The 22,776-nt window shown below is 45.2% G+C and carries 23 protein-coding genes; 13 read left to right on the forward strand and 10 right to left on the reverse strand.

The window, feature by feature from the left end:
* From H509_RS28075 to H509_RS0121650, 3 genes are all read right to left on the reverse strand, one after another.
* Window positions 1–305, reverse strand: a 305-nt coding sequence (locus H509_RS28075) for a hypothetical protein (protein ID WP_169450985.1), incomplete at its 3' end; no start/stop codon positions are given.
* 81 nt (window positions 306–386) lie between these two features.
* The gene (locus tag H509_RS0121645; protein WP_028546911.1) at window positions 387–1,796 is read right to left on the reverse strand and encodes a sensor histidine kinase; all 1,410 of its coding nucleotides are present in this window, start codon (window positions 1,794–1,796) and stop codon (window positions 387–389) included.
* On the reverse strand, window positions 1,793–2,473 hold the full coding sequence (locus H509_RS0121650; protein WP_028546912.1) for a response regulator transcription factor: 681 nt from the start codon (window positions 2,471–2,473) through the stop codon (window positions 1,793–1,795). Before H509_RS0121650 ends, H509_RS0121645 begins: the two co-directional genes overlap by 4 nt.
* A gap of 709 nt (window positions 2,474–3,182) precedes the next feature.
* Between H509_RS0121650 and H509_RS0121660 the strand changes: the two genes are divergently transcribed.
* Together H509_RS0121660 and sda are read left to right on the forward strand one after the other, a co-directional pair.
* The gene (locus H509_RS0121660) at window positions 3,183–3,845 is read left to right on the forward strand and encodes a YheC/YheD family protein (protein ID WP_028546914.1); all 663 of its coding nucleotides are present in this window, start codon (window positions 3,183–3,185) and stop codon (window positions 3,843–3,845) included.
* Between the two features lie 303 nt (window positions 3,846–4,148).
* A complete protein-coding gene (gene sda / locus H509_RS27390) occupies window positions 4,149–4,298 on the forward strand; it encodes a sporulation histidine kinase inhibitor Sda (RefSeq protein WP_084159334.1) in 150 nt (49 codons plus the stop codon).
* Window positions 4,299–4,325: 27 nt separating this feature from the next.
* On the opposite strand, the gene H509_RS26265 is transcribed toward sda, so the two are convergent.
* The 3 genes from H509_RS26265 to H509_RS0121675 form a co-directional block, all read right to left on the reverse strand.
* On the reverse strand, window positions 4,326–4,595 hold the full coding sequence (locus H509_RS26265; RefSeq protein WP_036698555.1) for a hypothetical protein: 270 nt from the start codon (window positions 4,593–4,595) through the stop codon (window positions 4,326–4,328).
* A gap of 77 nt (window positions 4,596–4,672) precedes the next feature.
* Window positions 4,673–5,608 (reverse strand): NAD(P)/FAD-dependent oxidoreductase, encoded by a 936-nt coding sequence (locus H509_RS0121670; protein WP_051287531.1) that lies wholly within the window; start codon window positions 5,606–5,608, stop codon window positions 4,673–4,675.
* 318 nt (window positions 5,609–5,926) lie between these two features.
* Window positions 5,927–6,976 (reverse strand): YeiH family protein, encoded by a 1,050-nt coding sequence (locus H509_RS0121675; protein ID WP_028546916.1) that lies wholly within the window; start codon window positions 6,974–6,976, stop codon window positions 5,927–5,929.
* A gap of 193 nt (window positions 6,977–7,169) precedes the next feature.
* Between H509_RS0121675 and H509_RS0121680 the strand changes: the two genes are divergently transcribed.
* The 3 genes from H509_RS0121680 to H509_RS0121690 all read left to right on the forward strand — a co-directional run bounded on the left by H509_RS0121680 (window position 7,170) and on the right by H509_RS0121690 (window position 9,917).
* Window positions 7,170–8,081, forward strand: a complete 912-nt coding sequence (locus H509_RS0121680) for a LysR family transcriptional regulator (RefSeq protein WP_028546917.1) — start codon at window positions 7,170–7,172, stop codon at window positions 8,079–8,081.
* A gap of 384 nt (window positions 8,082–8,465) precedes the next feature.
* Window positions 8,466–9,659, forward strand: a complete 1,194-nt coding sequence (locus H509_RS0121685) for an NAD(P)/FAD-dependent oxidoreductase (protein ID WP_028546918.1) — start codon at window positions 8,466–8,468, stop codon at window positions 9,657–9,659.
* A gap of 3 nt (window positions 9,660–9,662) precedes the next feature.
* Window positions 9,663–9,917: a hypothetical protein gene (locus H509_RS0121690; protein WP_028546919.1), complete on the forward strand. Its 255-nt coding sequence runs from the start codon at window positions 9,663–9,665 to the stop codon at window positions 9,915–9,917.
* 133 nt (window positions 9,918–10,050) lie between these two features.
* On the opposite strand, the gene hemQ is transcribed toward H509_RS0121690, so the two are convergent.
* On the reverse strand, window positions 10,051–10,800 hold the full coding sequence (hemQ, locus tag H509_RS0121695) for a hydrogen peroxide-dependent heme synthase (RefSeq protein ID WP_028546920.1): 750 nt from the start codon (window positions 10,798–10,800) through the stop codon (window positions 10,051–10,053).
* A gap of 262 nt (window positions 10,801–11,062) precedes the next feature.
* On the opposite strand from hemQ, the gene H509_RS0121700 reads away from it, so the two are divergent.
* The 6 genes from H509_RS0121700 (at window position 11,063) to dnaI (ending at window position 17,424) form a co-directional block, all read left to right on the forward strand.
* Complete coding sequence (locus H509_RS0121700; RefSeq protein WP_036698642.1) at window positions 11,063–11,344, forward strand: YuiB family protein; 282 nt, start codon at window positions 11,063–11,065, stop codon at window positions 11,342–11,344.
* A gap of 118 nt (window positions 11,345–11,462) precedes the next feature.
* Window positions 11,463–11,891 (forward strand): DUF4259 domain-containing protein, encoded by a 429-nt coding sequence (locus tag H509_RS0121705; RefSeq protein WP_028546922.1) that lies wholly within the window; start codon window positions 11,463–11,465, stop codon window positions 11,889–11,891.
* 391 nt (window positions 11,892–12,282) lie between these two features.
* Window positions 12,283–14,028 (forward strand): ribosomal protection-like ABC-F family protein, encoded by a 1,746-nt coding sequence (gene abc-f, locus H509_RS26270; RefSeq protein WP_051287512.1) that lies wholly within the window; start codon window positions 12,283–12,285, stop codon window positions 14,026–14,028.
* Window positions 14,029–14,176: 148 nt separating this feature from the next.
* The gene (locus tag H509_RS0121715; protein WP_028546923.1) at window positions 14,177–14,722 is read left to right on the forward strand and encodes a flavodoxin family protein; all 546 of its coding nucleotides are present in this window, start codon (window positions 14,177–14,179) and stop codon (window positions 14,720–14,722) included.
* Window positions 14,723–14,844: 122 nt separating this feature from the next.
* The gene (locus H509_RS0121720) at window positions 14,845–16,392 is read left to right on the forward strand and encodes a replication initiation and membrane attachment family protein (RefSeq protein ID WP_028546924.1); all 1,548 of its coding nucleotides are present in this window, start codon (window positions 14,845–14,847) and stop codon (window positions 16,390–16,392) included.
* A gap of 84 nt (window positions 16,393–16,476) precedes the next feature.
* Window positions 16,477–17,424: a primosomal protein DnaI gene (dnaI, locus tag H509_RS0121725; RefSeq protein WP_028546925.1), complete on the forward strand. Its 948-nt coding sequence runs from the start codon at window positions 16,477–16,479 to the stop codon at window positions 17,422–17,424.
* Window positions 17,425–17,529: 105 nt separating this feature from the next.
* Here the strand turns inward: dnaI and H509_RS27850 are convergent, their stop codons facing one another.
* Window positions 17,530–17,679, reverse strand: coding sequence for a YqzM family protein (locus H509_RS27850; protein WP_157277881.1), 150 nt, complete (start codon window positions 17,677–17,679; stop codon window positions 17,530–17,532).
* Window positions 17,680–17,927: 248 nt separating this feature from the next.
* Between H509_RS27850 and trxA the strand changes: the two genes are divergently transcribed.
* Window positions 17,928–18,248: a thioredoxin gene (gene trxA, locus H509_RS0121735; protein WP_028546926.1), complete on the forward strand. Its 321-nt coding sequence runs from the start codon at window positions 17,928–17,930 to the stop codon at window positions 18,246–18,248.
* 94 nt (window positions 18,249–18,342) lie between these two features.
* Here trxA and H509_RS0121740 read toward each other — a convergent pair whose 3' ends face one another.
* Window positions 18,343–19,245, reverse strand: coding sequence for an ABC transporter permease (locus H509_RS0121740; RefSeq protein ID WP_028546927.1), 903 nt, complete (start codon window positions 19,243–19,245; stop codon window positions 18,343–18,345).
* Window positions 19,246–19,249: 4 nt separating this feature from the next.
* Window positions 19,250–20,167, reverse strand: a complete 918-nt coding sequence (locus tag H509_RS0121745; protein WP_028546928.1) for an ABC transporter permease subunit — start codon at window positions 20,165–20,167, stop codon at window positions 19,250–19,252.
* Between the two features lie 382 nt (window positions 20,168–20,549).
* On the opposite strand from H509_RS0121745, the gene uvrC reads away from it, so the two are divergent.
* The gene (gene uvrC, locus H509_RS26275) at window positions 20,550–22,670 is read left to right on the forward strand and encodes an excinuclease ABC subunit UvrC (protein WP_051287532.1); all 2,121 of its coding nucleotides are present in this window, start codon (window positions 20,550–20,552) and stop codon (window positions 22,668–22,670) included.
* Window positions 22,671–22,776 lie beyond the last annotated feature (106 nt).

A 22,776-nucleotide genomic window follows, 5' to 3' on the forward strand; every position in this document is an offset into this window, starting at 1 on the left:
GGCGGCAGAAAGCCGAAGTAAGGCGGAATGTCCGCCTTACTAGTGCCGCGAAGGCGAGAAACGCTTTCGATAAGGCGAGAAAGCCGCCTTAAGCAAGCGAAGGTGCGCGCTGCGTGGCAGCCAGAACAGCGATGACCAGCCTGTGCTGGAAGCGATAAGCTGGGCACATACGAGGAGCGATGTCTGCCCCGTACTGAGAGAAATTCAAGCTCAATCGAGATAGGTCGTCCGACCCAATCGGGGCGATTAGCTACAAATACAGGGAGAGCTCGTACGAGCGTATAGGCAGCGATTAGAAGCCCCATAGGGGGTGCGCACATCTGAGTGTATCGGTGGCACATCAGCAACCGTACTCTCAGCGATCAAGCTGCCTTCAAACAATTAGCTTACAGGGTCAGCGAAGTTTCGTTCACGGGTAGCTTAACCGTGAAACTTGTGCCCTGGCCACTTGAACTGTGCACGGTGATACTTCCGTCGTGGAGCTCAATTATACGTTTTGCAATGGCTAGTCCTAAGCCAGTACCGCTACGATTATGACTGCTAGCAACCTCCGATTTGTAGAAGCGGTCAAATATATGCGGTAAATCGTGCTCCTCAATCACAGCACCCGTATTATGTATCCACACTTTAACTGTACGGTCAGCCTCTTCGTAATTACATGTTATACGGATAACGCCTTCATTATCTGTGAACTTGATCGCATTGCCAACAATGTTGGCCCACACCTGATGCAGCAATCCCGCGTCACCAGGCACTTCGGTGACATCCAATTCAAGATCCAGCTCAAGCTGCTTAGCAGACCAAGCTGGCTCCATGCGGATGATGACCTCGCGAAGCTGTTCATCCAGCCGAAATGGCTGTCGTTTCAGCGTTTCAGTTCCACGTTCGAGTGCAGCAAGGGTTAGCAGCTGCCTGCTCAGGGAGGAGAGCCGTTCGCTCTCCTCTGCAATAATATTTAAGTATCTCCGTTCCTCATCAGGAGGAAGCGGGCGATCTCGAAGTTGCTCCGCAAGTCCGCGGATCGAGGTGAGCGGGGACTGAATCTCGTGTGACACGTTTGCAACAAACTGCTTACGCATCGTATCCACTTGTTTTAATGTTTGCGACATTCGAGTGAAGCGCCGAGCCAACTCGCCAATCTCATCATGCCTGGCCATGTCCACCTGAATATCGTAGCGGCCTTTCTCTAATTCACCCGTCGCAAGCATAAGTCGATTTAGAGGTCTGACCAAGTAACGTGTTTTGAGCGCTATAAGTACTAAGCTGACAAAAAAAGTAGTCGCAAATAAGATGGCGAGCATCTGTCTAAGCTCTTGTAATTGCTGTACCATGTCCGGTCGGGCAAATAACGCATAAGCTTGTCCGTTCCACGTTAAGGGAAAACCAACAGCCTTATCCAGTTTATTTTCAAATACAGCAGGCACAAACCAATTCCAATTGTCTCCCGCTAAACCGCGGTATCGGCTGCCTGACAGTACAGACTCAATCACTTCTTTTGACAGCGTCAAATCTTTAAAAGGGCGCCCATACATCGTCCCGTTATATTGTCCATCAACGAGATAGAGCTGATAGCCAAGTTCAGATAACGTTTGCAGCTGAGCTTCCCATTCAGTGCTGCTTTCATTATGTGATTCAAGCAAGGTGAGCATGGACTGGCCAACGGCCTCCATCTTCTGTTCATAGTGGTTTTTGAGACCATGAGCGTATACAAGATTGGCTACAACTAGCCCGACAATGAAACTGATCATTACGATGACAACGGAAAAAAGCACAATACGACCGTATAAAGACCTCATCCTTCGGCGGCCTCCAACTTATAACCGAGCCCCCGTATCGTAACGATACGAAAATCAGAAGTTAACGGATGAAGCCGCTCTCTTAGCCGTTTTATATGTACATCAATGGTGCGACTGTCGCCTTCATAATCGATGCCCCATATCCAATCCAGCAACTGATCACGCGTATAAATGCGCCCGGGATAGCTTGCAAGCTGCACGAGCAGCTCAAACTCTTTACGAGGCAAAGTCAGTATTTGTCCATTAGTAGAAACGGTGTAAGCGGATCGATCAATTAGCGTATGCGGAAAATGAATAACGGAATCCGATACAAGCTGATACCGGCGCAGCAGCGCCTTCATTCGGATTAGCAGTTCTTTTGGCTCAAAAGGCTTTACCATATAGTCGTCTGTTCCTGCTTTATACCCAGCCTCCTTATCTTCGATCTCACCTAGAGCAGTTAATAGAATAACAGGAATGTCATACTGCGCACGTATTTCTGCACATAGTGTATGTCCATTTTTACCGGGCATCATAACATCTATTACAGCAAGATGTATCATAGATTGCTCCAGCATTGCTGCTGCTTGAATACCATCGTGCGCTTCCACCACTTCATATTGCTCTGACTCTAATACTAATCGGAGAAGTGCGAGTATATTAGGATCATCATCTGCAATCAATACACGAATTTGCATCTTGTTATATAACCTCCAAATCTATTAGAAGGGAGAACCCTAGGCAACTTATTTGTAAACGAGCATAATGAGGTCGGGGACGATCAAAACCGTATGTAGACCGTCTCAAGACGTGACGACATTAGACCTAGAATGAACGGCTGTATTATACAATAACCTGCTCGCATATCCAAATCATAGCCGATAATCATGCAAAAAAACCTTCCTGGTGCGAGCTCCTGCGCCGTGAAGGTTTAAAAGATAACGTTAAGGAATGAGAAGGGGCCGAAGGCCGCTTGGTTTACAAAAAAGTGCGATTGATCATTAAGACGATTAAATAAAAACAGAAGATCGAAAACAGACAAGCGCCTGAACCAAGTATTAATTTGCGTTGTTTCATAAAACGAAAGCTGATTGCGAAAATTCCAATATTGACAAGAACAAGCACAACAGACATTGAAATAATAGCAATCCAATATAAAACTTGAAATACGCTTGCTGTATCCATTCTAGTCTCTCCTATCGGCACAGCAGAATTAAAGATCATCTGCTGGTTGAATATACCTATACGATACCATTGTACGGCAGAAACTGACAAGCCAAAACCTGTCCCTTTTAAGCAGAACTATACGAGTCTATTAAAATAAGGCGAACGCCGTGGACAATCATACAAGAAGTGGACATGGACTATGAGTACCTTATAGGTATAACGAAGAAAGGGGATACGCGCATGGATGGTAGGCAGCTGGCCAGTAAATGGCTGAAGACGGAAGCGCTGTTGTCAGACTCACGCGTAGCAGACTATATCCCTGCGACACGTATGTATAACTCCTCTAATTTGCATCAGATGTTAATTCAATATGGATTTGTTGTCATTAAACCAGTTGTTGGCGGCGGTGGCGCTGGTGTCATCAAAGTTACAAAAGAAGGAGCAACTTATCGCTACACTTACATGGCTCACACGCGTTCCTTTTCGAGCTTTGATGCGATGTTCCGTTCATTGTCATCAGCGAAGAAGAAACGTTCCTATCTGATACAACGTGGAATACGCTTGGCCACCATTGGTGGACGCCCAATAGATTATCGGGTCAAAGTTGTAAAAACAAATGGGGCATGGGTGTTCCGCTCCTTGGTTGGTCGTGTGGCGCGCAAAGGGCTGTTTGTGACAAATTTGTGTAAAGGCGGTACGATGCTGACCGCTGGGCAGGGCATTCGTCGATCGTTATCAGGTAATCGGGTTCGATCTAAAAAGAACGAGATGAGACACGTTACAAGAATATGTACCGCTATTTTGGAAGCTAAATATCCTGGCATTGGTCAATTAGGCTTTGATTATGGGATCGAGCGCAGCGGAAAGATGTGGATTTTTGAAGTGAATACACGCCCCCAATAGAGTGGGGGCGGTTTTTTTTTTGAGAAATCTATTCTATTAGCGTATGTAAATATCGATTTGATAGATTTTATTTATTTTAAGAGGGATATTCATCAAAGTTAGTTATTAATTAACAATATAAATAAACTGTTGATAACTATATCCACACTTTAAGCCTTGATAGCTGTGGGGAATCGACGGTTGTCAACAATATATACACAATATTTCCACAGAAGCCTGTGGATAACGGAACGCTTGTTCTGTTTTTCGTTAGCATGATATGATGAGGCAGTAAAGGAAAACTAAGGAAAGGTTGTGATTAAGATGGCTTTACTTTCCGATGAGTTGCTCGTAGATTCTTATCTACAGGCAATACGACTGCGTTTAGACGAAGAGTTCATTGCGTTGTTGCTCGCGGAAATGAAAAGACGCCGCCTTCGTCCGACCGTTCGACATTTACCGGTAATCAACTAAGAAAGTACCGGCGTGTGCCATGCGACATTATGAGCTTGCATCGAATTGAAGCCCGTTTACCGTTGTCATTGAATGACAATGCTCGCAGTACATGATATGCATACAGACTGTGACATTAGAACGTTGCGAGTCGAATGTGCTCTTATCCACTGCTGTCAATCGGCCTTCTACCTGATAAGGCGCATAGGGTCCATCATAATCTTCCCGTTTGCCACTATCAATGGTTGGGTTCAAGCAGTTCGGGCATAACCAACAAGGACTGATCATGCCGTTGCATAGTTGACAAACATCAAACAAGGGTATCCTCCTCCAGTATATATAGATATGGAGTAGGATACCCTTTCTTTCCTTGCCTATGTGAGTTGTAACAAGGATTATCTCTTCATGCTGCTGCTATGTCCAGGAGACAGCTTTGCAGTTGGATCAATGTAAACTTTAGCGTTATTAATGGCAGTAGGTGCTTCACCGAAACCGACGGCAATCAGTTTTAATTTGCCAGGATAGGTAGTGATGTCCCCAGCAGCAAACAAACCTGGAATGTTGGTCTCCATGCGAGAATCAACTACGATAGAGCCGTTCTCAATCTCAAGTCCCCACTCCGAAATCGGGCCAAGAGAAGAAACAAAGCCAAAGTTTACGATGACGGCATCAACATCGATGTCTGTCGTTTCTTTTGTCTTGACGTCTTCGATCGTAACACGCTCAATCCGGCCTTCGCCATGCATATGCGTGATTTCTTTTGGCGTCAGAATTTGGACCTTTGAATTTTGCAATTGCTGTACCGTATGCTCATGCGCGCGGAACTTGTCGCGACGATGAATAAGTGTTACCTGCTCTGCGATCGGTTCAAGCATTAGCGCCCAGTCGCATGCGGAATCGCCGCCGCCGCTTATAAGCACTTTCTGGCCTTTGAACTTTTGTAAATCGCTGACAAAATAGTGCAAATTGGCTTTCTCGTATGCTGCCGCGCCCGGAAGATCAAGTCGGCGTGGTTCAAATGCGCCTACGCCAGCGGTAATAATGATAGCACGTGAGTGATGCACGCCCTTGTCCGTAGTAACCTCGAACAGACGCTCATCGAGCTTCTTAACGCCGATAACCTTCTCTTCAAGGCGAACGTCAGGATGGAAGTGATCCATCTGTTCCTTCAGCGAATTTACTAGCTCCTGAGCGGTTACCTTTGGAAAACCGGCTACATCATAGATGTATTTTTCAGGATACAACGCAGCTAATTGTCCTCCTAGCTGCGGCATACTTTCGATCAGGCGTACCGAAGCGTGGCGCATGCCGCCATAAAAGGCTGCAAACATACCAGCGGGGCCGCCGCCGATAATTAATATATCGACAATATCATGTTGTGTATCAGTAGTAGTCAAGGCTAAGCACCTCCAAATGGCATTGTGACTAAAATCATGGTTAAATAGCCCTTAGGCACATACACCATTATAAACCCTACATTCCATAATGGAAACTATGGATGAGAACTAACTTTCAACAATTTCAGCTATATCGTGAACAAAGTCGACAGTTACAACTTCTCGCTAGGTGTGCAACCGATGGGTGTACGCAGCTCCGCGCCGCACTAAAGTATGCTGCTTGCGTGATACACAGAGAAATTCACAACCTGTCTACATAATCCAAATTGCAGCCATGCCTGCAAGCAACAGAGAACCAATCAGGCAGGCCGCAAATGCTTTAATTCCATGCTGACGAATATGTTCGACACGCATGTTCAACCCCAGTCCTGCCATCCCCATACCAAGCAGGCTATAAGCGAAATCGACCATGCTAGCCGCGGTATTTGCTTGAATCCACCCAAGGCTGCGAATGGTGGCCGCAGCTAAAAAACCGAGCACAAACCAAGGGATCGGTAACGCTAGCAAGCGGGCTGCAAGTGATCCTGTTGCAGCAGTTGAAGCTATTTTATCCTGTACCGAAGTATTTGCATACTGCGTTCGCTTGCTGCGCCGTGTTGTGATGACTCCAAGTAGCAGCGCTACTGGAGCTAGCAGTGCAACACGACTTAGTTTAACCATAATGGCCAGATTGACAGCTGCGCTTGTCAGCGGATCAGTAGCTGCCACGACATGAGCAACCTCATGCAGTGTCGCGCCAGCAAATTTCCCGTACTGCAAGGCGTCCCAAGGAAGCATCGGAAATACTACGGCGTACAGCATCGTAAACAACGTACCCATCACACAAACGATAGCTACGGCTGTGCCTGTTTTGGCGCGATCTGCTTCCAGTTGGGGAGCTACAGCTACGACAGCGGCGGCTCCACAGATGCCGGTACCGCAGGCAACCAACATCGCAAGATCATGATCAATGCCAAACCAACGGGAGATCGCATATACAACAGAAATTCCAAACAATAAACAAGCAGCGGCTAGCCAAAGCACGGAGGAACCTGCATTTGCAAGGTCCTGCCAGTTTAGGCGCAAGCCCAGTAAAACGATGCCTAAACGAAGCACTTTTTGGGCTGCAAAACGAATGCCGCTATCCGTGCTTTGCGGCAGCCAAAGCCAGTGCCGCCAAGCCATTCCTAGTAAAATGGCAATAACTAACGGACCTAACATGTGAAGGCCCGGGAGCTTGCCTATATAGCGGGCTGCCAAAGATAAAATTAGGGCGAGCGTGATACCGTATATGAATCCATAACGTTTCATTGCGGGGGACATGGGATGAGCTCCTTTCTCTAGGTGCAAAGGGATAATGTGTTTGCGGTGTTAAGTTCACTATATTCATGTTTAATCATAAATGGAAATCGATTATATTGAACTTAATCATCAAATTCATCTATGATTGAATGAGCAGTATGCATGATACTGGATAGGAAAGGATACGATAACGATTGGAGGCGCCATTTAGGTGATGGATTTAGAATTGCTCAAAATGTTTATTACTGTCGCTGAACAGCGTCATTTCTCAAAGGCAGCGGAACTGCTCCATCTCACCCAGCCTACTGTTAGTATGCGTATTCGTCAGCTTGAGCAGCAGCTTAATGTTAGCTTGTTGGAGCGATCACCAAAGAAAGTCTCTTTGACGCCTGCTGGACATTTATTCGTAGAACGGGCACGAGAGTGCGTACGTCTTATGGAACAAACGCGGATCGACATCCAACGATTAAGCGAGGAGATAACCGGGGAGCTATGTATTGGTGCCAGCTATTCGATTGGTGAGTACGTATTGCCGCGACTAATTGCCCAATTCAGTGAGATGTACCCGCAAGTGCAAATTCGAGTAAGTATTCATAATACACACGATATTGTGCAACAAGTATATCAACAGCAATTACACGGTGGATTGGTAGAAGGTCGAGTCAAACACAAGGACATGCAAATCCGGGTATTTGCCGAAGATGAATTGATATTGGTTGTGGCGCCAAATCATCCGCTTGCAATTTTTCGGACTGTACAAATTGATCAGCTTCAAGAGCAGGTCTGGGTGCTGCGGGAGACGGGTTCTGGGACACGTAGTTTTAGTGAGGAGTTTATAACTGACTATGACTTAACCATAAAACGAAGTTTTGAAATAAGTAGTAATCAGGGCGTAAAGGAAGCGGTTCGTGCTGGACTAGGCTTGTCTTTGTTATCACGGCATGTTGTACAACGAGAGGTAGATGCGGGTCATTTAAGAGAACTTACGCTAATTGGATCACGATGTGTGCGCCCATTAACTATCGTACAAAGGAAAGATATTGTCCCTGTTCTTGCTTGGGAACAGTTTCTCCATTTAGTTATAGCTTGCGATATGCAGCATAGTTTTACAAAATACCAAAAGTAAATCGCTTTAATTTTAAGAACATTGGAAATTGTGCTTGAATTTTAGGCTGAAAATAGCTATGATTGCAGTTGAATTGCATAATTACATGTAATGATGTCGATCATGGTTTAATATGTGTCGATAGAGGTCGAAATCCAGACGTTTAGAACGTAACATTTATATATTACGGAATTTGACGTAGGATTGTAAGTGACTTTTGTAACTGAATATAACAAGATAATGTGATCTGAACGGCAAGTCACCTTAGAAGTGGATTTCCTTGTAAATGGATTGTTTCCACTACGTTTGCACATTTTTGTGGTGTTTTTCACACACACAAAGTTTAATGAGGTACAAACATATAGAATACATGCAGGATTCAGGTTGGAAGGAGCAGAATTAACAATGAGTACTATTCCGAAGATTGTAATTTTAGGCGCAGGCTATGGGGGCATCATGACGGCTCAACGCTTGCAAAAAGAATTGAACTACAACGAGGCAGACGTAACACTGGTTAACAAGCACGACTACCACTATTTTACTACACATCTCCACATGCCAGCAGCAGGTACAGATACACTAGAAAATGCTCACGTATCCATTTCCAAGCTCATTGACGAATTTAAGATTGATTTCGTGAAATCGACAGTGAAAGAAATCCGCACACAAGAGAAGAAAGTTATTCTTGAAGACGGAACTTTGTCTTACGATTATCTTGTAATTGGCTTGGGCGGCGAAACTGAAACGTTTGGAATTCCAGGTCTGGCTGAATATGCAATGAGCATCCGCAGCATCAACTCTGTGCGCGCCATTCGTGAGCATATTGAACAACAGTTTGCGCAATACAAGCAAGACAAACGTGAAGATCGCTTAAACGTTGTAGTAGGTGGAGCAGGCTTTACAGGAATCGAGTTTGTCGGTGAATTGACAGACCGTCTTCCGCAGTTGTGCCGCACACACGGCATTGATCCTTCACTTGTGAACATTTACAACATTGAAGCTGCTCCGACTGCACTTCCAGGATTTGATCCTGAGTTGGTCGATTATGCGATGAAGTTGCTGACCAAGAAAGGGGTAACATTCAAGATTGCAACTGCAATTAAGGAATGTACGCCTGAAAGTGTTATCTTGGCAACGGGCGAAGAGATTAAGGCAGCTACCATTGTATGGACAGGTGGTATTCGTGGCAGCCGTCTTATCGAACAAGCAGGCTTCGAATCGATGCGTGCACGTGTTAAAGTTGATGAGTTCTTGCGTGTGCCAGGCCAAGACAATATCTTTATTATCGGCGATAACTCGCTGATGATTAATCCGGAAAATGAGCGTCCATTCCCGCCGACAGCACAGATGGCGATGCAGCAAGGTCCTGTTGCTGCCAGCAACATCGTGGCTTCGATCCGCAATCAACCGTTGAAGAAGTTTACGTACCAGAATAAAGGTACTGTTGCTTCTTTAGGTAAAGGCGAAGCAATCGGCGTCGTAGGAAGCAAGAAGCTGAAAGGCTTCTGGGCGGCTCAGTTGAAGAAAGTAATCGACATCCGCTGGTTGTTTATTATTGGCGGCGTATCGCTTGCTATGCGCAAAGGGAAGTTCTTCTAAGTTATGAGACATTGCAGCGTACAGGTTAGAGGGCTGCTGACGCGTGAAGAACTGGATCGTTATAACGCATTAATGGAGGTTGGTTCCTATTTGGAATCGCAGACTCGTTATGATTTGGCGTATACGGTTCAGCAAGAAGTGGATTTGTTAATTCAACCAGCGATTGAGCGGTTGAAGGACAAAAGCCGTGCACGCGACAAAATGACGGAGGAATATCTTGCATCGCTTCGTAATGACAGCGCTGAGGATGAAAGTTAGACAATTAATACAAGGGGTGGCAGAGAATTATTACTGCCTTCCCTTTTTTTGTTGTAGTGGGAGCCAACAATAAACAAAAGGGTGTATCCCTGAACTTCTGGAATACACCCACTACAACTGTTTATACAATTGTTTATTTTAACATTGTGCTCAATTCGCTTGGGGTCAGACGGTTGCCGACAAAGAACGAGCCGAATTCGCCAAAACGAGCACTAACCTCATCAAATCGCATTTCATATACGAGTTTCTTGAATTGCAGCGGATCGTCACTGAACAGTGTAACGCCCCATTCCCAATCATCAAATCCCACAGAGCCTGTAATAATCTGCTTGACCTTGCCAGCATAACTGCGGCCAATCATACCATGACTGCGCATCATTGTGCGGCGATCTTCCATAGAGAGCATATACCAGTTATCTTGCAAGTCACGCTTCTTGTTCATAGGATAGAAACAAAGATGCTTAGCCTTAGGCAGGACAGGCTTCAGACGAGCGATAACCTCAGGGTTGTCCATCGGATCTTCGTTGGAGCCAGGCTTAGCCAAATAATTGCTTAATTCAACTACGCTAACGTAAGAGTACGTAGGAATCGTAAAGCGGGCGAAAGCAGATTTATTAAATTGAACTTCAAGCGCATTCAGTTCCTCAAGCGTCTCACGCAAATGGAACATGACAAAATCAGCTTTCTGGCCTAAAATGCTGTATACGGCCGTGCTGCCTTGATTGTCATTCTCTGTCTGCGTCCATTGTTCCCACAGGCTGTGCAGTTCATCGAGCGCGTGTGCACGTTCTTCATCGTCAGCCTTGTTCCATAGTGCCCAGTTCATGGTACGGAAATCGTGCAGGGCATACCAGCCTTCGAGCGTTAACGCCGCTTCATTCATATATAAGCCTCCAACTATACTGTAATGGATAACTATACTAATTTGCTCATTCTCTAACATTGTATCTTATTTCACTTTGAGTGGGCAACTTGATGTGCGAAATGTCACTGAATGTTCGTTGATTTTTGCAGGTTATGGAAGTAAACTAGGACTAGTCAATAGGAAAATGTTGATAAATGAGGAAAGTTTGCGACATACCATACATAGCGAGATTTCAGAGTTCATATGCGCAAGGGGGCTTGTGTAAGTGGAAGGATTAATCATGGTAGTTATATTAATGGTATTGTTTTTTGTGATGATGTTTGGCATCGGGTTTATCTTGAACATGTTAATGAAAACGACGTGGTTCCCTGTAGGGGTGTATATGGTCATTATATTGCCTGCTACGGTTATTATGCAGTGGAATCAAGGTGAGACGTTTGCCAGCAACTTGCTCAGCTATGGGCTTGTGGATTATTTGACAGCGTTAGCAGGGGTACTTGGTGCAATCATAAGCGGCAAAACAATTCATTTTTTGCGGAAGAGCGGATATCAGATGTTCTAATTTATTTCTCAGGATCGGCATCATACCCGGATTTGAACGGGGCAATCAGGCAGGACAGATGGACCTGTTCCATCAACTGCAAGTGCGCTAGCGAGTATATGGAGGGGGCTTTTAGGCAGTGGGAGCGTGGGACACAGGTTTATTTGATAACGATGGAGCGGGAGATTGTTTAATTGCGATAGGACATAATCCTGCCTCTATTCGAGAACAGGTGCAGTATATCCACAATACATGGCTCGAAGACGAGTATATGGAAGTGGATGAGGGGGCGTCTATTCTTGCCATCGGTGAGCTTATTTTGATCGCTTATGGTATGCAACCAGTTCACCCGCTTACAGCGGATCTGGATTTGGATACGATCAAGACACATTTAAATCAGGAATTACTTACTCAAATTACTCACTTAATCCGAATCGCCTTAGATGTAGATCATACAGAAGCTTCGGAAATTTATGAGTTATGGGCGGAAGCTGATGCTGCTGATTTTGCTGCATGGAAGCATACAGGTCACAACGTATTAGCTAAGCTGGAACAGATCAACCTATAGCAAGAACGTTGTACATCAGTGCTCTGTTAAAGTTCGCACTTGATCTGGATATGCTGTTGAGTATAATATATTACTGTAGTTACATTATTCTGATGAAAGGCAAGGTACGAGGCTGATGAATAACTAATTCGATCTTAATGCATCATTTTGAACCATGTGTATATCAAAATGAACGTTCTGAGAGGATTAGTCTGTCTATTTTTCAGTGTGTCGTACAGTGTCTATGCTTTTGAACGGGTTCCTTAAAGTTCGAGGAATCTGGTTTAAGCAGAGCTGTTGCCGTGTTTATTTGCGTATTTACGTGTGATCAGGGCAATATTGTACCGAACTGACTTGTAATGATGACAAGACATATAGTCCTCTCTAGGAATGTTCCTAGGGAGGTTTTTTTATGACATTATTGATGGAAGCAAGGCAGCTGCGTATCGGATTTGGCGACCGCATCTTATTTGAGAACGGCGAAATATTAAAGCTATACGAGGGAGAATGTATCGGGATAGTTGGAGTTAATGGTGCTGGCAAGAGCTCGCTCTTGCGTGTAATGAGCGGTGAACTGGAGCCGGAACAGGGCAGTGTGCTCAGATACGGCAGCTCCAGCGTCGTTACGCAATGGGACGATCGTTCGACTAGTGCGGCGTCACCTGAACTGGATCATTTGAGCGGGGGAGAATGGACAAAGCATAAGCTAAAGCTTCTTTATCAAAGCAAGTCACCTATTTGGCTGCTGGATGAACCAACAAGTCATCTGGATGTGCAGGCGATTGAGGAAATGGAGCGCATGGTGAGGAAGCACCGCGGGTTGGTCGTTATTATTTCCCATGATCGTATGTGTCTTAATCGTGTATGCACAAAAATATGGGAAGTGGAAAACAGGCAGCTAAATGTGTATGCAGGAAGACGACCAGGTGCTTATGAAGCTTACCGGCAAGAAAAATCGAGAATGTACAAGGAACAGCTGCATGCGTATGAGCGCAATGAACAAGAGAAAAGCCGACTATTGGAAGCGCTGGCTCATAAAAAGGAACATGCTAAGCGAGTGGGCAAAGCCCCGAACACGAATCGATTGACTAGTAAGGAGATTCGTAGTGCAAAGCCACACTTTGGTCACAAGCAAGCAAAGGTAGAGAAAACAGTTAAGGCGCTGGAGCAACGAATTGCGCAGCTTCCTCTGCTTGAGCGTCCGTATGAACAACCAGAACTGATCTTTGATTTAGCGTTTCATGAAGCTATACACAGCAAGATCGTTATTGAAGCCCGAGACCTTGCCATTGGGATTGAGAATACGGGCAAAATGTTAGTAGAGCCGAGTTCCTTTAGAATTAGGCCAGGCATGCGGATTGCCATCACAGGCCCGAATGGAGCGGGCAAGACGTCGCTTATTCGTGTCATCCACGATACGTATAAGCAAGTTAGGCTTGACGGGGAGAAGCAGCGTGCGGCCTATCTGACTGCCGCGGAAGGGTTGTGCCTGAATGGCGAATTGCAATATGCGCCCAAAGTTAATATTGCATACTTCGATCAGCTCTTGTTAGGACTAGAGGCTGACACACATGCTGTCCAGAATGTGCGTGCTTCCAGCCGTTATCCCGAGCATCTGGTAAGAACGGCTTTGGCACGATTAAATTTGGCGGGTAGTCGGGCGCTTCAACCCCTTTCTAGCCTAAGCGGTGGTGAGCGGGTCAAGGTATTGCTAGTCAAATTGTTTTTAAGTGAAGCAAACCTGCTCATCCTAGATGAACCTACTAATTACTTGGACATGGAGGCATGTGAGCAGTTAGAGGTGCTGTTGAAGCAGTATCCTGGAACATTGATATTTGTGTCACATGACCGTATGTTTACGCAAGAGGTAGCTACACATGAGCTGCGGCTAGATGGCGGCTTGCTGCGCATCATCACTTGGGGGGGGACAGAGCAGGGCCCGATTCACAGTGACAATTCCAGCAGCAGTAGCGTCAATTCGTCTGTATCCAACAACAGTGACACCGGCCTGAGCGCGGAGGATCGAATGAGATTTGAACTCGAATGGTCCAGTCTGTTGGCGCGCCTATCTGCGACGCACGTAGAAGAAGAGAAGAAGGAGTTGGAGCGGCGTTTTCAAGAGCTGCTCGCCATTCGGAAAACTTACGATATCCATTAAGTAAGGGTAGAGGTTATTCTAATCGCTATTGGCATCTATTTATCCAATTGAATGTATGGTGAGCGTCTAAGGTATGCTTACTCAAGTTGTCGCGGCGTGCAATTTTAGCTATGATGACTGTAAACATAATTGGTGAAGGAGGATGCATATGTTCATTATTCAAGGAAGCGCTCGTGAAGGTGGAAACACGGAACTGCTTACTGAACGGCTAACGCAAGGAATTGAAGTGGAAACGGTGCGGCTGCGGGAATACGATATTACACCCATCGTAGATGAAAGGCATACGGCAGAAGGCTTTCAGCCAGTCGAGGATGATATGAAGGAACTGGTTGAAGCGATGCTGAACCATGATACGCTGGTGCTAGCGACGCCTTTGTATTGGTATGGCATGTCAGGACAGATGAAATTGTTCATCGACCGTTGGTCCCAATGCTTGCGTGACCACTCCTTACAATTTAAAGAGCGCATGCAAGGGAAGAGAGTATATGTTGTTATTGTAGGCGGGCCTAATGCGAAAGTAACGGCGTTAGCTCTTGTACAACAATTTAAACATATTTGTGAATTTATGGGGATGACGTTAGAAGGCTATATTATCGGTAGAGGAACAAAGCCTGGCGAGGTGCTGCATGATGCTGAAGCTATCGCAGCAGCACAAGTGCTGAACGCGAACTGGCGGCAAGCAGCAGACGAATAGTTTAAGCAGCATCTAACAAAAGAGCAAACTCGTTCATTACCACCATTTATGACGGACGAGTTTGCTCTATTTATGTTACAATAGTTCCACTATGTTTCGAACGGAAGGAGAAGATATACTCGATGCGAATGTCCAATCTGTTTCATTATACCGAGCAACATCGGTATGTCACTTATCGGGAGTTCAGCTTAAGTGAATTAGACCATAAGATGTTATCCCATGTGTACCAACCGATGATAGGTGCTTTCGCTATCAGCTTGTATCATCTTCTCTATCAACATGTGCCAGCTGATCAGGTCGGTTTCTCGGGCATGGACGCACAGCGTAAGTTGTTTCTGCTGCTTGGGATGGAGCCGAGCGAGAAGGGGCGTTCTTATCTCATTGAGCAGACATCAAAGCTTGAGGCAGTAGGGCTGCTCCAGACTTCCCGTCTTATGCTGCCCCAGGCGGAAGATTATATGTTTGAGTATGAGCTTCAACCCCCCTTATCACCAGTGCAATTTTTTGATACGCAGCATCTTACGCTGCTGCTACGCGATAAAGTAGGCAAATACATGGTTTTGTCTTTGCGGGAGCAATTTAATACGAAGGAGCCATTTGCAGAATCACATGCAGAGGCACATCGAGAAAATATTTCCATTCCATTCTACGAATTGTTCCGCCTGAATACACAGGTCATCGATTATGAATTGGAGCAGGCGTTGCAGGAAGTCGCACCAAGTCGAAGCCTGACGCAGATGGAACAGCAGGGCCAGTCACCTGAGTTAAATTATTCAGATATTATTACTCGTTTTCCTAAATACTCCTATAATCGTTCATATGTGGAGAGGCTGCGTCATGACCGCGAAGGTATGGGTATTATTAATTATGTCGTACGCAAGTTTGAACTGACACCTCAAGAGCTGTGCAGACTGCTGGATGAGGATGGTGTGTTCAGTGTGGATGGCAGACTGCTGTTGGACGAGTTACAGCATCGGGCCCACTTGCATTTTAGGCAGAATAAGAAGCGTGAGGAATGGCGTGAACGCGAGCAGCACAAGATTCAGCATGTGCAGCAGTCGGCAGAGTCCGCTTCAGATCAAGGTGCTCACATCGAGGAGCCTGAAATTGCTGTTCAAATGGAATACTACTTAGAGGTGCCTCCACAATTTGGCGGTAAGTGTGACATTCATCAATACAATATGATGCTGCGAAATACGCCGTACACCCGCCTGCTCGAGAAGTTTTTCCCAGGAGCGGTGCCGGATACGTTTTTGGACATGTTCACCAAGATGGATTTGAATTATAAATTGAAGGATGAAGTGATCAACGTACTCATCCACTATTTAATGATGATGTTGGCTCAAGGTAGTGGCAATCAACGACTAAACCGTGCATTTGTTGATCAGATTGTTTCCAATATGTTGCTAAAACAAGTAAAATCGTACGAGGAAGCTGTACAATATATCCGTACGCAATCCAATCCTGACCACAACGGGCAAGGTACTCCGAACGGCAGTGGTCGTGCAAGCAAGGGCAATCGTACGAATAGTCGCTATCAGAAGCAGCAGCAAAAGCCGATTATTCCGATTGTACAGCCGACAGGGGAAGCTTCACAGCTATCACAAGAAGAGATAGAGCGCGCACGCGAGCTGGCTCGTCGTTTGGATGCAAACCGAAAGAGCAGATAACATAACCTCGTCATGTACAATGAAACTGAATAACGGAAATAGAAGTGCAGAACGGTAAGATCAGCTTGAAAGGAGGTGCCGCTGATGGAATCATTAGGTGACGTGTTAAAGCAGCTTCCATTTCGTGAACGACGGGCGCAAGCAGAGGCGAAGATGAATGAATTGCTGCATCATCCCTTAATTGAGCAGTTCAGAATGGATCATCCAGAGTTGGATGACTTTACGCTCAAAACGAGTCTGAACAAAATGTATCAATATGTGAAAGAGCAGCGTGCCTGTGAGCATTGTCCAGGACTGGAGAAATGCCCAAATGACTTTGAAGGACATTTTACAAAGCTAACGGTTGTTGATGTGAACGGGCGTTCCTTAATTGAAGATAGAAAAGTGCCTTGCCAAAAGCAGCTCACCCATGAGCGGCAGCAGACGGTCCATAACAGAGTTCGTTCATTCTTTGTGGATGAGATGGCTCTAAAACAAGGATACTCCGCTCAAGAGATTATGGAACGGGATTATGAGCGCATACCTGCTGTGGCCAGTATAATGGACTATATTGAAGAGACTCATAAAAATGGAATATCTCCGATCGGGATGTATTTAAGTGGCTCGTTTGGTACCGGAAAGACATTCCTTATGAGTTATATGCTATATGAATTGGCTAGAGCCGATTATACGGGTGTTATCGTTTATATGCCGGAGTTTGTCGAGGATTTGAAGTCCATGTTCCAAGAACCGAAGAAGCTGCGGGATACGCTTGAGATGATGAAAGAGACGGATTTGCTTGTATTTGATGACATTGGGGCGGAAAATATGACGCCGTGGATACGTGATCATGTATTAGGGTCCATTTTAAATCATCGGATGAACCGCAAGCCTACTTTTTATACGTCTAATTATGATATGGATGCTTTATTTAAGCACTTTAGTTATACCCGTGAAGGTGAAGATGTGTACAAGGCCGAACGTCTCATGGATCGGATACGCCCATATGTTCAGGTAGTGGCTGTGAACGGTCGTAACAAGCGGGGGTCTTAGTTAATCTATATCGATTGATCATAATATGAAGACATAACAAAGAAGTCCGTGCCTCTTGTCAAGTAGAGGTGCGGACTTCAGCAGTTCATACAGCGTGAGACATGCTTAGGATATGATGAACTTGATAATCACCATGCCGAAAAAGACTACAGTCATAAATCCGAGCATGACGTTAAAGCCTGTAAACACATCAAACAAATCATCTCGCGGCTCTTCCATCACGTGTTCACGAGGATCAATTGATCTCGTTTCCATAGCAAGTCCTCCTAACGGTCTGCGTCTTGTTGCAATGATACATCTCACAATCAAGACAGGTATTTTAACCCAATTATTGTCTCTAGTATAGCGAATGTGACCATGATTTGTAAAGATTAGCCTTGACAATCATGTGACAAAATATAAACAAAATTCATCATGTGCTTTCGCATAATAAGATGAGTTGTGGTATACTTTAGTTGTTGACTCTAAAAAAAAGTAACTGACTATAAAGGAGGAACCTACTCATGGCAATCGTAAATGTATCTGACCAATCCTTCAACAATGACGTAGAATCATCCCAAGGCGTCGTATTGGTTGATTTCTGGGCACCTTGGTGTGGTCCTTGTAAGGCAATCGCTCCAATCTTGGAAGAGCTGGATGGCGAAGTATCTGGACAAGCTACAATTGCAAAAGTGAACGTGGATGAGAATCCTGAATCCGCTTCTCGTTTTGGCGTAATGAGCATCCCAACTATTATCGTCTTTAAAGACGGCCAGCCTGTTGATAAGGTTGTTGGCTTGAATTCCAAAGACGCATTAAAAAGCTTAGTGGCTAAACACCAATAAGATTAACGGAGCAAGCCTTCCCTTAATGGGAGGGCTTTTTTTGTGCTGCTTGCTTCGCAATTGTGCATGAGTGCTGTCAGAATGGCTATGCATATTATAAAGAATGGTGTGTGCGTCGATTAAAATGTGCTCTAATACCTTCACCAAGTACGTTAAACGTCAAAATTGTAAACATAATAGCAAGCGCAGGATAGAAGATATAGGTAAATTTGCTCACATAAATATCAGCTCGCATGGAGGCAAGCAATGACATCCAATTGTGGCTAGTGTTCATCAACTTCATAGACATCGCGCCAACCTCTACCCATTCCTGAGACAGGAATATGCTTAGCACACCTAATTGGCCGATCAGAAGTGTAACTTTGCCTAAGTCCACGCAGAAATGAACAATTATTTCAGGCATAAGCGCAGGGATGAAGTAACTTTTCGTTAGCCGCCAGGGACGAAGTCCTAGAGCGTAACCAGCTTCTACATATGGCTCTCGAGAAATTTGGTAAGTCTGCTGCTGAATCATATAGGCGACACGGCCAATTTCGATTGCAGCCAAAATGAAGATGACCCAAAGCAGCCGCCAAGTAGCAAACAGGAGGAAGGGGAGACTGAGCAGCAAAACAGCAGAGAATAATGTAGGCAAGTAAGAAAAAAGTTGATTCCATGCTGTCAGTATGCTGTTTGCAAGCCCTTTCTTTTGGTATGCAAGGAGCCCAAGCGGGACTGCGATCATATACCTTAAAGCGGTAATGGAGAAAATAATAAGTAGTGTTTCCTTGGCGCCTACAATAATTTTGCTTAAATTGTCTACCCCATCTTTGTCAGAACCAAGCAGATTGTGGCTTGATGGCTCATATGGTGGGAGAATTAAGCGCTCATCCTGGGACCATCTATGCTTCTCAGGTGTTAAAGTTTGATCAATAAATGGGAGGTAAGGTCCTGCGAACGTTACAAACATAAGTAAGGTAAACATAATGGCGCCAATCCACAAGGTTAAATTCCTCAAAGTGCTATACCCCCTTTCTTGGGTCCAAGTAGGTTCTTGATATTTGACTGATCCATTGAACGAACAAGAGCAGAAGCATAAAACAGAAGCAGATGCCAATAATGACCCCTGGCTCATAATTGTGACCTGTTCCAAATGAGGTGCTATAGTCCATCGCTTTAAATAGGCGGTGCGCTGCTCCAGGATAGTTCATAAAATACTCAACCATTAATAAATTGGACAAAATATAGACGAATAAGGAATTTAAGTGCGACAAAATGCTGCCAGCACAATTGGCGAGCATATGCTTACATAAGACCAACGTACGCGGTAATCCCTTTGCACACGCTACTTTGATGTACAATTGTCCCTCCTGAGCTGCCAGAGAGGCACTCGTAATACGGGCAATATACACAAGTGGATATATGGATACTAATAAAGAAGGCAGCAGAAAGGCTGTCCATCCTTCCTGTGTGAATATACGAAGCGAAGGCACGTAGCGAATTAGCAGCCATTGTATCAATAGCAGCAGCAGAAAATCAGGGATGGATTGAAACAACCAAGTCGTCCAATTGCCAAGGAACCCGATTTTTCTTCTTGAGCCTTGGTAGTCAAGGATACCCTTTAAGGTGCCAAGTACAAAACTGATTGTAAACGCTGTCACAATAATGATCAGACTGAAGGACATGGAGCGTAATACGGCTGTACCAGCGGTTTCATCGTGATGACGGGTCATACCGAGAGTGTGATCTTGAACTACACCTTTTAAAAACTGGATAATATTGTTCCCATACACATTCCAACTGAATTGATAATCAGCCACGACTTTATAACGGTCTACTGTAATGTCTAACTGCCTTGGAAATAATACGATCAAAATGATGAGTATCATAGCAACGACGCCAATTACAAACGATCTGAGCAATTGTGAGCGGAAACTCATGATGACCTCCTAAATTATACTAATTCATATTACGTTAGTATTATCATATAATGAGGAGCTTGTCGAGAAAAATGTAATTGTTTGGGGTCAATGGGAGAGCTATAGTATCGGCTGATTTTCATAATTTTTATGGTTAAGTTTAGCTCGGGATAGGGCTTTCTCTTCTGCTTGTGCTCGTATACAATAAGAAGAAGCGAACAAAAAAGCGAACACATAGAAAGGAGGGATCCGGTTGAAGCGCGAGGATAAACGACACCTTCAGGACAAGGAAGGCCAAGCGAATGAGGCAGACAAGCGTGTTTATGGGCAATCCGAGCGTTGGAAAGAACGTTGGAATGAACGATATGCTCCCGAGCAGCAGGCTGTGCTCACCGAAGAAGAGATGGAGGCGCGTGAGCGTGCGTTAGAGCGGATACGCAACAAGCTTGCGCTGCTGCCTGATCTGCCTGGCTGCTATTTGATGAAAAATAGCGAAGGAACGATAATTTATGTAGGCAAGGCCAAGGTGCTCAAGAACCGTGTCCGTTCCTATTTTACTGGCAGTCATGATGGCAAGACACAGCGGCTTGTCTCGGAGATACGTGACTTTGAATATATCGTTACAGGCAGTAACATGGAATCCCTTATTCTCGAATGTAATCTGATCAAACAGCATCATCCGCGATATAACGTTTTATTGAAGGATGATAAGAGCTTCCCATATATTAAAATAACAAACGAGCAGCACCCTAGGCTGGAAGTCACTCGGCGTGTGTTGAAGGATAAGGCCAAATATTTTGGGCCCTATCCGAACGCATTTGCAGCGCAGCAGACCAAGAAGCTGCTCGATAGATTGTATCCGCTGCGCAAGTGCCGCACGATACCGGATCGAGTGTGTCTTTATTACCACATAGGCCAGTGTCTAGCACCTTGTGAATACGAGGTTACAGCGCGTGATTATGAAGTCATGACGCAGGAAATCGCCAAATTTCTGAATGGTGGACATGAAGAAATTAAAAAAGAGTTGCGGCGTAAGATGGAAGAAGCGGCAGAAGAGCTGCAATTCGAGCGAGCAAAAGAATACCGCGATCAGTTATTGGCGATTGAAGCAATTATGGAAAAACAAAAAATCAATACGGCGGATCAGATGGATCGCGACGTGTTTGGTTTTGCAGTGGATAAAGGTTGGATGTGCGTTCAAATTTTGTACGCACGGCAGGGCAAAATGATTGAACGACATGCGACTAAATTTCCTTATTACGGCCATGCATATGATGATTTTATAACATTTGTAACACAGTATTACAGTGACAATCCTGCACTTCCGCGGGCGATATTGCTGCCGGATGAGGCGGATTGGATGTCGGAACAATCAGACTTAGAGATTTTGGATGCCGATAGAAACGATTTGTTGATAACCGAGACTGGTTTGCACGGAAATGCGTTGCATGTAGATACGCTGCCTGATGTCGACTTGACAACGCACACCGATCAGCAGGAAGCTGCTGCTCACAGCGATGAATTAGATGGTGTAGATGAAGCAGATGAAGTCGATGAGTCTGCACCACCAGTAAGATCCAGTGCAGAGGCGCTGCACCAATGGTTAAAAGTGAAGGTGCTTGTGCCGAAACGCGGCTTAAAGAAGCAAATGGTGAAGATGGCAATGGATAATGCACGTGTGGCGCTAGAAGAGAAGTTCAAACTGCTCGAACGTGATGAGGAACGGACAGCAGGTGCAGCGGAACGTCTTGGCGAGGCACTTGGCATTAAGTCGGCACGCCGGATCGAGGCTTTTGATAACTCGAACATTCAAGGATCTGATCCTGTATCCGCAATGGTTGTATTTATCGACGGCAAGCCGGCCAAGAAAGAATACCGGAAGTACAAGGTACGTACGGTGCAGGGGCCAGATGATTATGAGACGATGCGTGAAGTCATACGCAGACGATATGAGCGTGTCTTAAAGGAAGGCTTGGAGCAGCCTGATCTGATTGTAGTTGACGGAGGTAAGGGCCAGATGGCGGTAGCTATTGATGTATTGGAGAATGAACTCGGTCTGTACATTCCGGTATGTGGTCTCGTTAAGGATACGAAGCATAAGACAGCACAATTGATGGCAGGAGACCCAGCAGAGGTGGTGCCGCTTGGCAGAGATAGCAAAGAGTTTTATTTGTTGCAGCGTGTACAGGAGGAAGTGCATCGCTTTGCAATTACGTTTCATCGGGAACAACGCGGCAAGTCGATGGTCGTATCTGCGCTTGACGCCATACCAGGTATCGGGGAAAAGCGGCGTAAAGCGCTGCTGAAGCACTTCGGCTCTTTGAAGAAGATTCGTGAGGCCGAGATCGAGGATCTTCGTCAAGTGGGGATCGGCGAGCAGTTAGCACGTACGATCTTGTCGCATTTACGGGACGATGAAGAGCAGGATGAAGCGCACAATTCTGAGCAGATCTTAGAGCAATCACTAGATGATGACAGTGGAGCTGAGCTTGAGGCTGACTCAAAGCAAACGACAACCGATTAGAAATTACAGTTGCATCATACGCTCTGCACTACGCTTGATGTGAGGCAACCGACATCATAACATACCAATAGGCTCAGATAAACAAAGCATGGAGCTATTTTTATCT

It is taken from the genome of Paenibacillus taiwanensis DSM 18679 (assembly GCF_000425125.1).
Classification (GTDB): Bacteria; Bacillota; Bacilli; order Paenibacillales; family Paenibacillaceae; genus Paenibacillus_B; species Paenibacillus_B taiwanensis.

Coding starts and splice junctions, on each gene's coding strand:
- dnaI (WP_028546925.1), top strand. CDS start 16,477: ATGGAATCATTAGGTGACGTGTTAAAGCAGCTTCCATTTCGTGAACGA.
- H509_RS0121720 (WP_028546924.1), top strand. CDS start 14,845: ATGCGAATGTCCAATCTGTTTCATTATACCGAGCAACATCGGTATGTC.
- H509_RS0121680 (WP_028546917.1), top strand. CDS start 7,170: ATGGATTTAGAATTGCTCAAAATGTTTATTACTGTCGCTGAACAGCGT.
- H509_RS0121700 (WP_036698642.1), top strand. CDS start 11,063: ATGGTAGTTATATTAATGGTATTGTTTTTTGTGATGATGTTTGGCATC.
- H509_RS0121745 (WP_028546928.1), bottom strand. CDS start 20,167: ATGAGTTTCCGCTCACAATTGCTCAGATCGTTTGTAATTGGCGTCGTT.
- H509_RS0121685 (WP_028546918.1), top strand. CDS start 8,466: ATGAGTACTATTCCGAAGATTGTAATTTTAGGCGCAGGCTATGGGGGC.
- H509_RS0121715 (WP_028546923.1), top strand. CDS start 14,177: ATGTTCATTATTCAAGGAAGCGCTCGTGAAGGTGGAAACACGGAACTG.
- H509_RS0121650 (WP_028546912.1), bottom strand. CDS start 2,473: ATGCAAATTCGTGTATTGATTGCAGATGATGATCCTAATATACTCGCA.
- H509_RS0121690 (WP_028546919.1), top strand. CDS start 9,663: ATGAGACATTGCAGCGTACAGGTTAGAGGGCTGCTGACGCGTGAAGAA.
- H509_RS0121660 (WP_028546914.1), top strand. CDS start 3,183: ATGGATGGTAGGCAGCTGGCCAGTAAATGGCTGAAGACGGAAGCGCTG.
- H509_RS0121645 (WP_028546911.1), bottom strand. CDS start 1,796: ATGAGGTCTTTATACGGTCGTATTGTGCTTTTTTCCGTTGTCATCGTA.
- sda (WP_084159334.1), top strand. CDS start 4,149: ATGGCTTTACTTTCCGATGAGTTGCTCGTAGATTCTTATCTACAGGCA.
- uvrC (WP_051287532.1), top strand. CDS start 20,550: ATGGAGGCGCGTGAGCGTGCGTTAGAGCGGATACGCAACAAGCTTGCG.
- H509_RS0121675 (WP_028546916.1), bottom strand. CDS start 6,976: ATGTCCCCCGCAATGAAACGTTATGGATTCATATACGGTATCACGCTC.
- H509_RS27850 (WP_157277881.1), bottom strand. CDS start 17,679: ATGGAAACGAGATCAATTGATCCTCGTGAACACGTGATGGAAGAGCCG.
- trxA (WP_028546926.1), top strand. CDS start 17,928: ATGGCAATCGTAAATGTATCTGACCAATCCTTCAACAATGACGTAGAA.
- abc-f (WP_051287512.1), top strand. CDS start 12,283: ATGACATTATTGATGGAAGCAAGGCAGCTGCGTATCGGATTTGGCGAC.
- hemQ (WP_028546920.1), bottom strand. CDS start 10,800: ATGAATGAAGCGGCGTTAACGCTCGAAGGCTGGTATGCCCTGCACGAT.
- H509_RS0121670 (WP_051287531.1), bottom strand. CDS start 5,608: ATGTTTGCAGCCTTTTATGGCGGCATGCGCCACGCTTCGGTACGCCTG.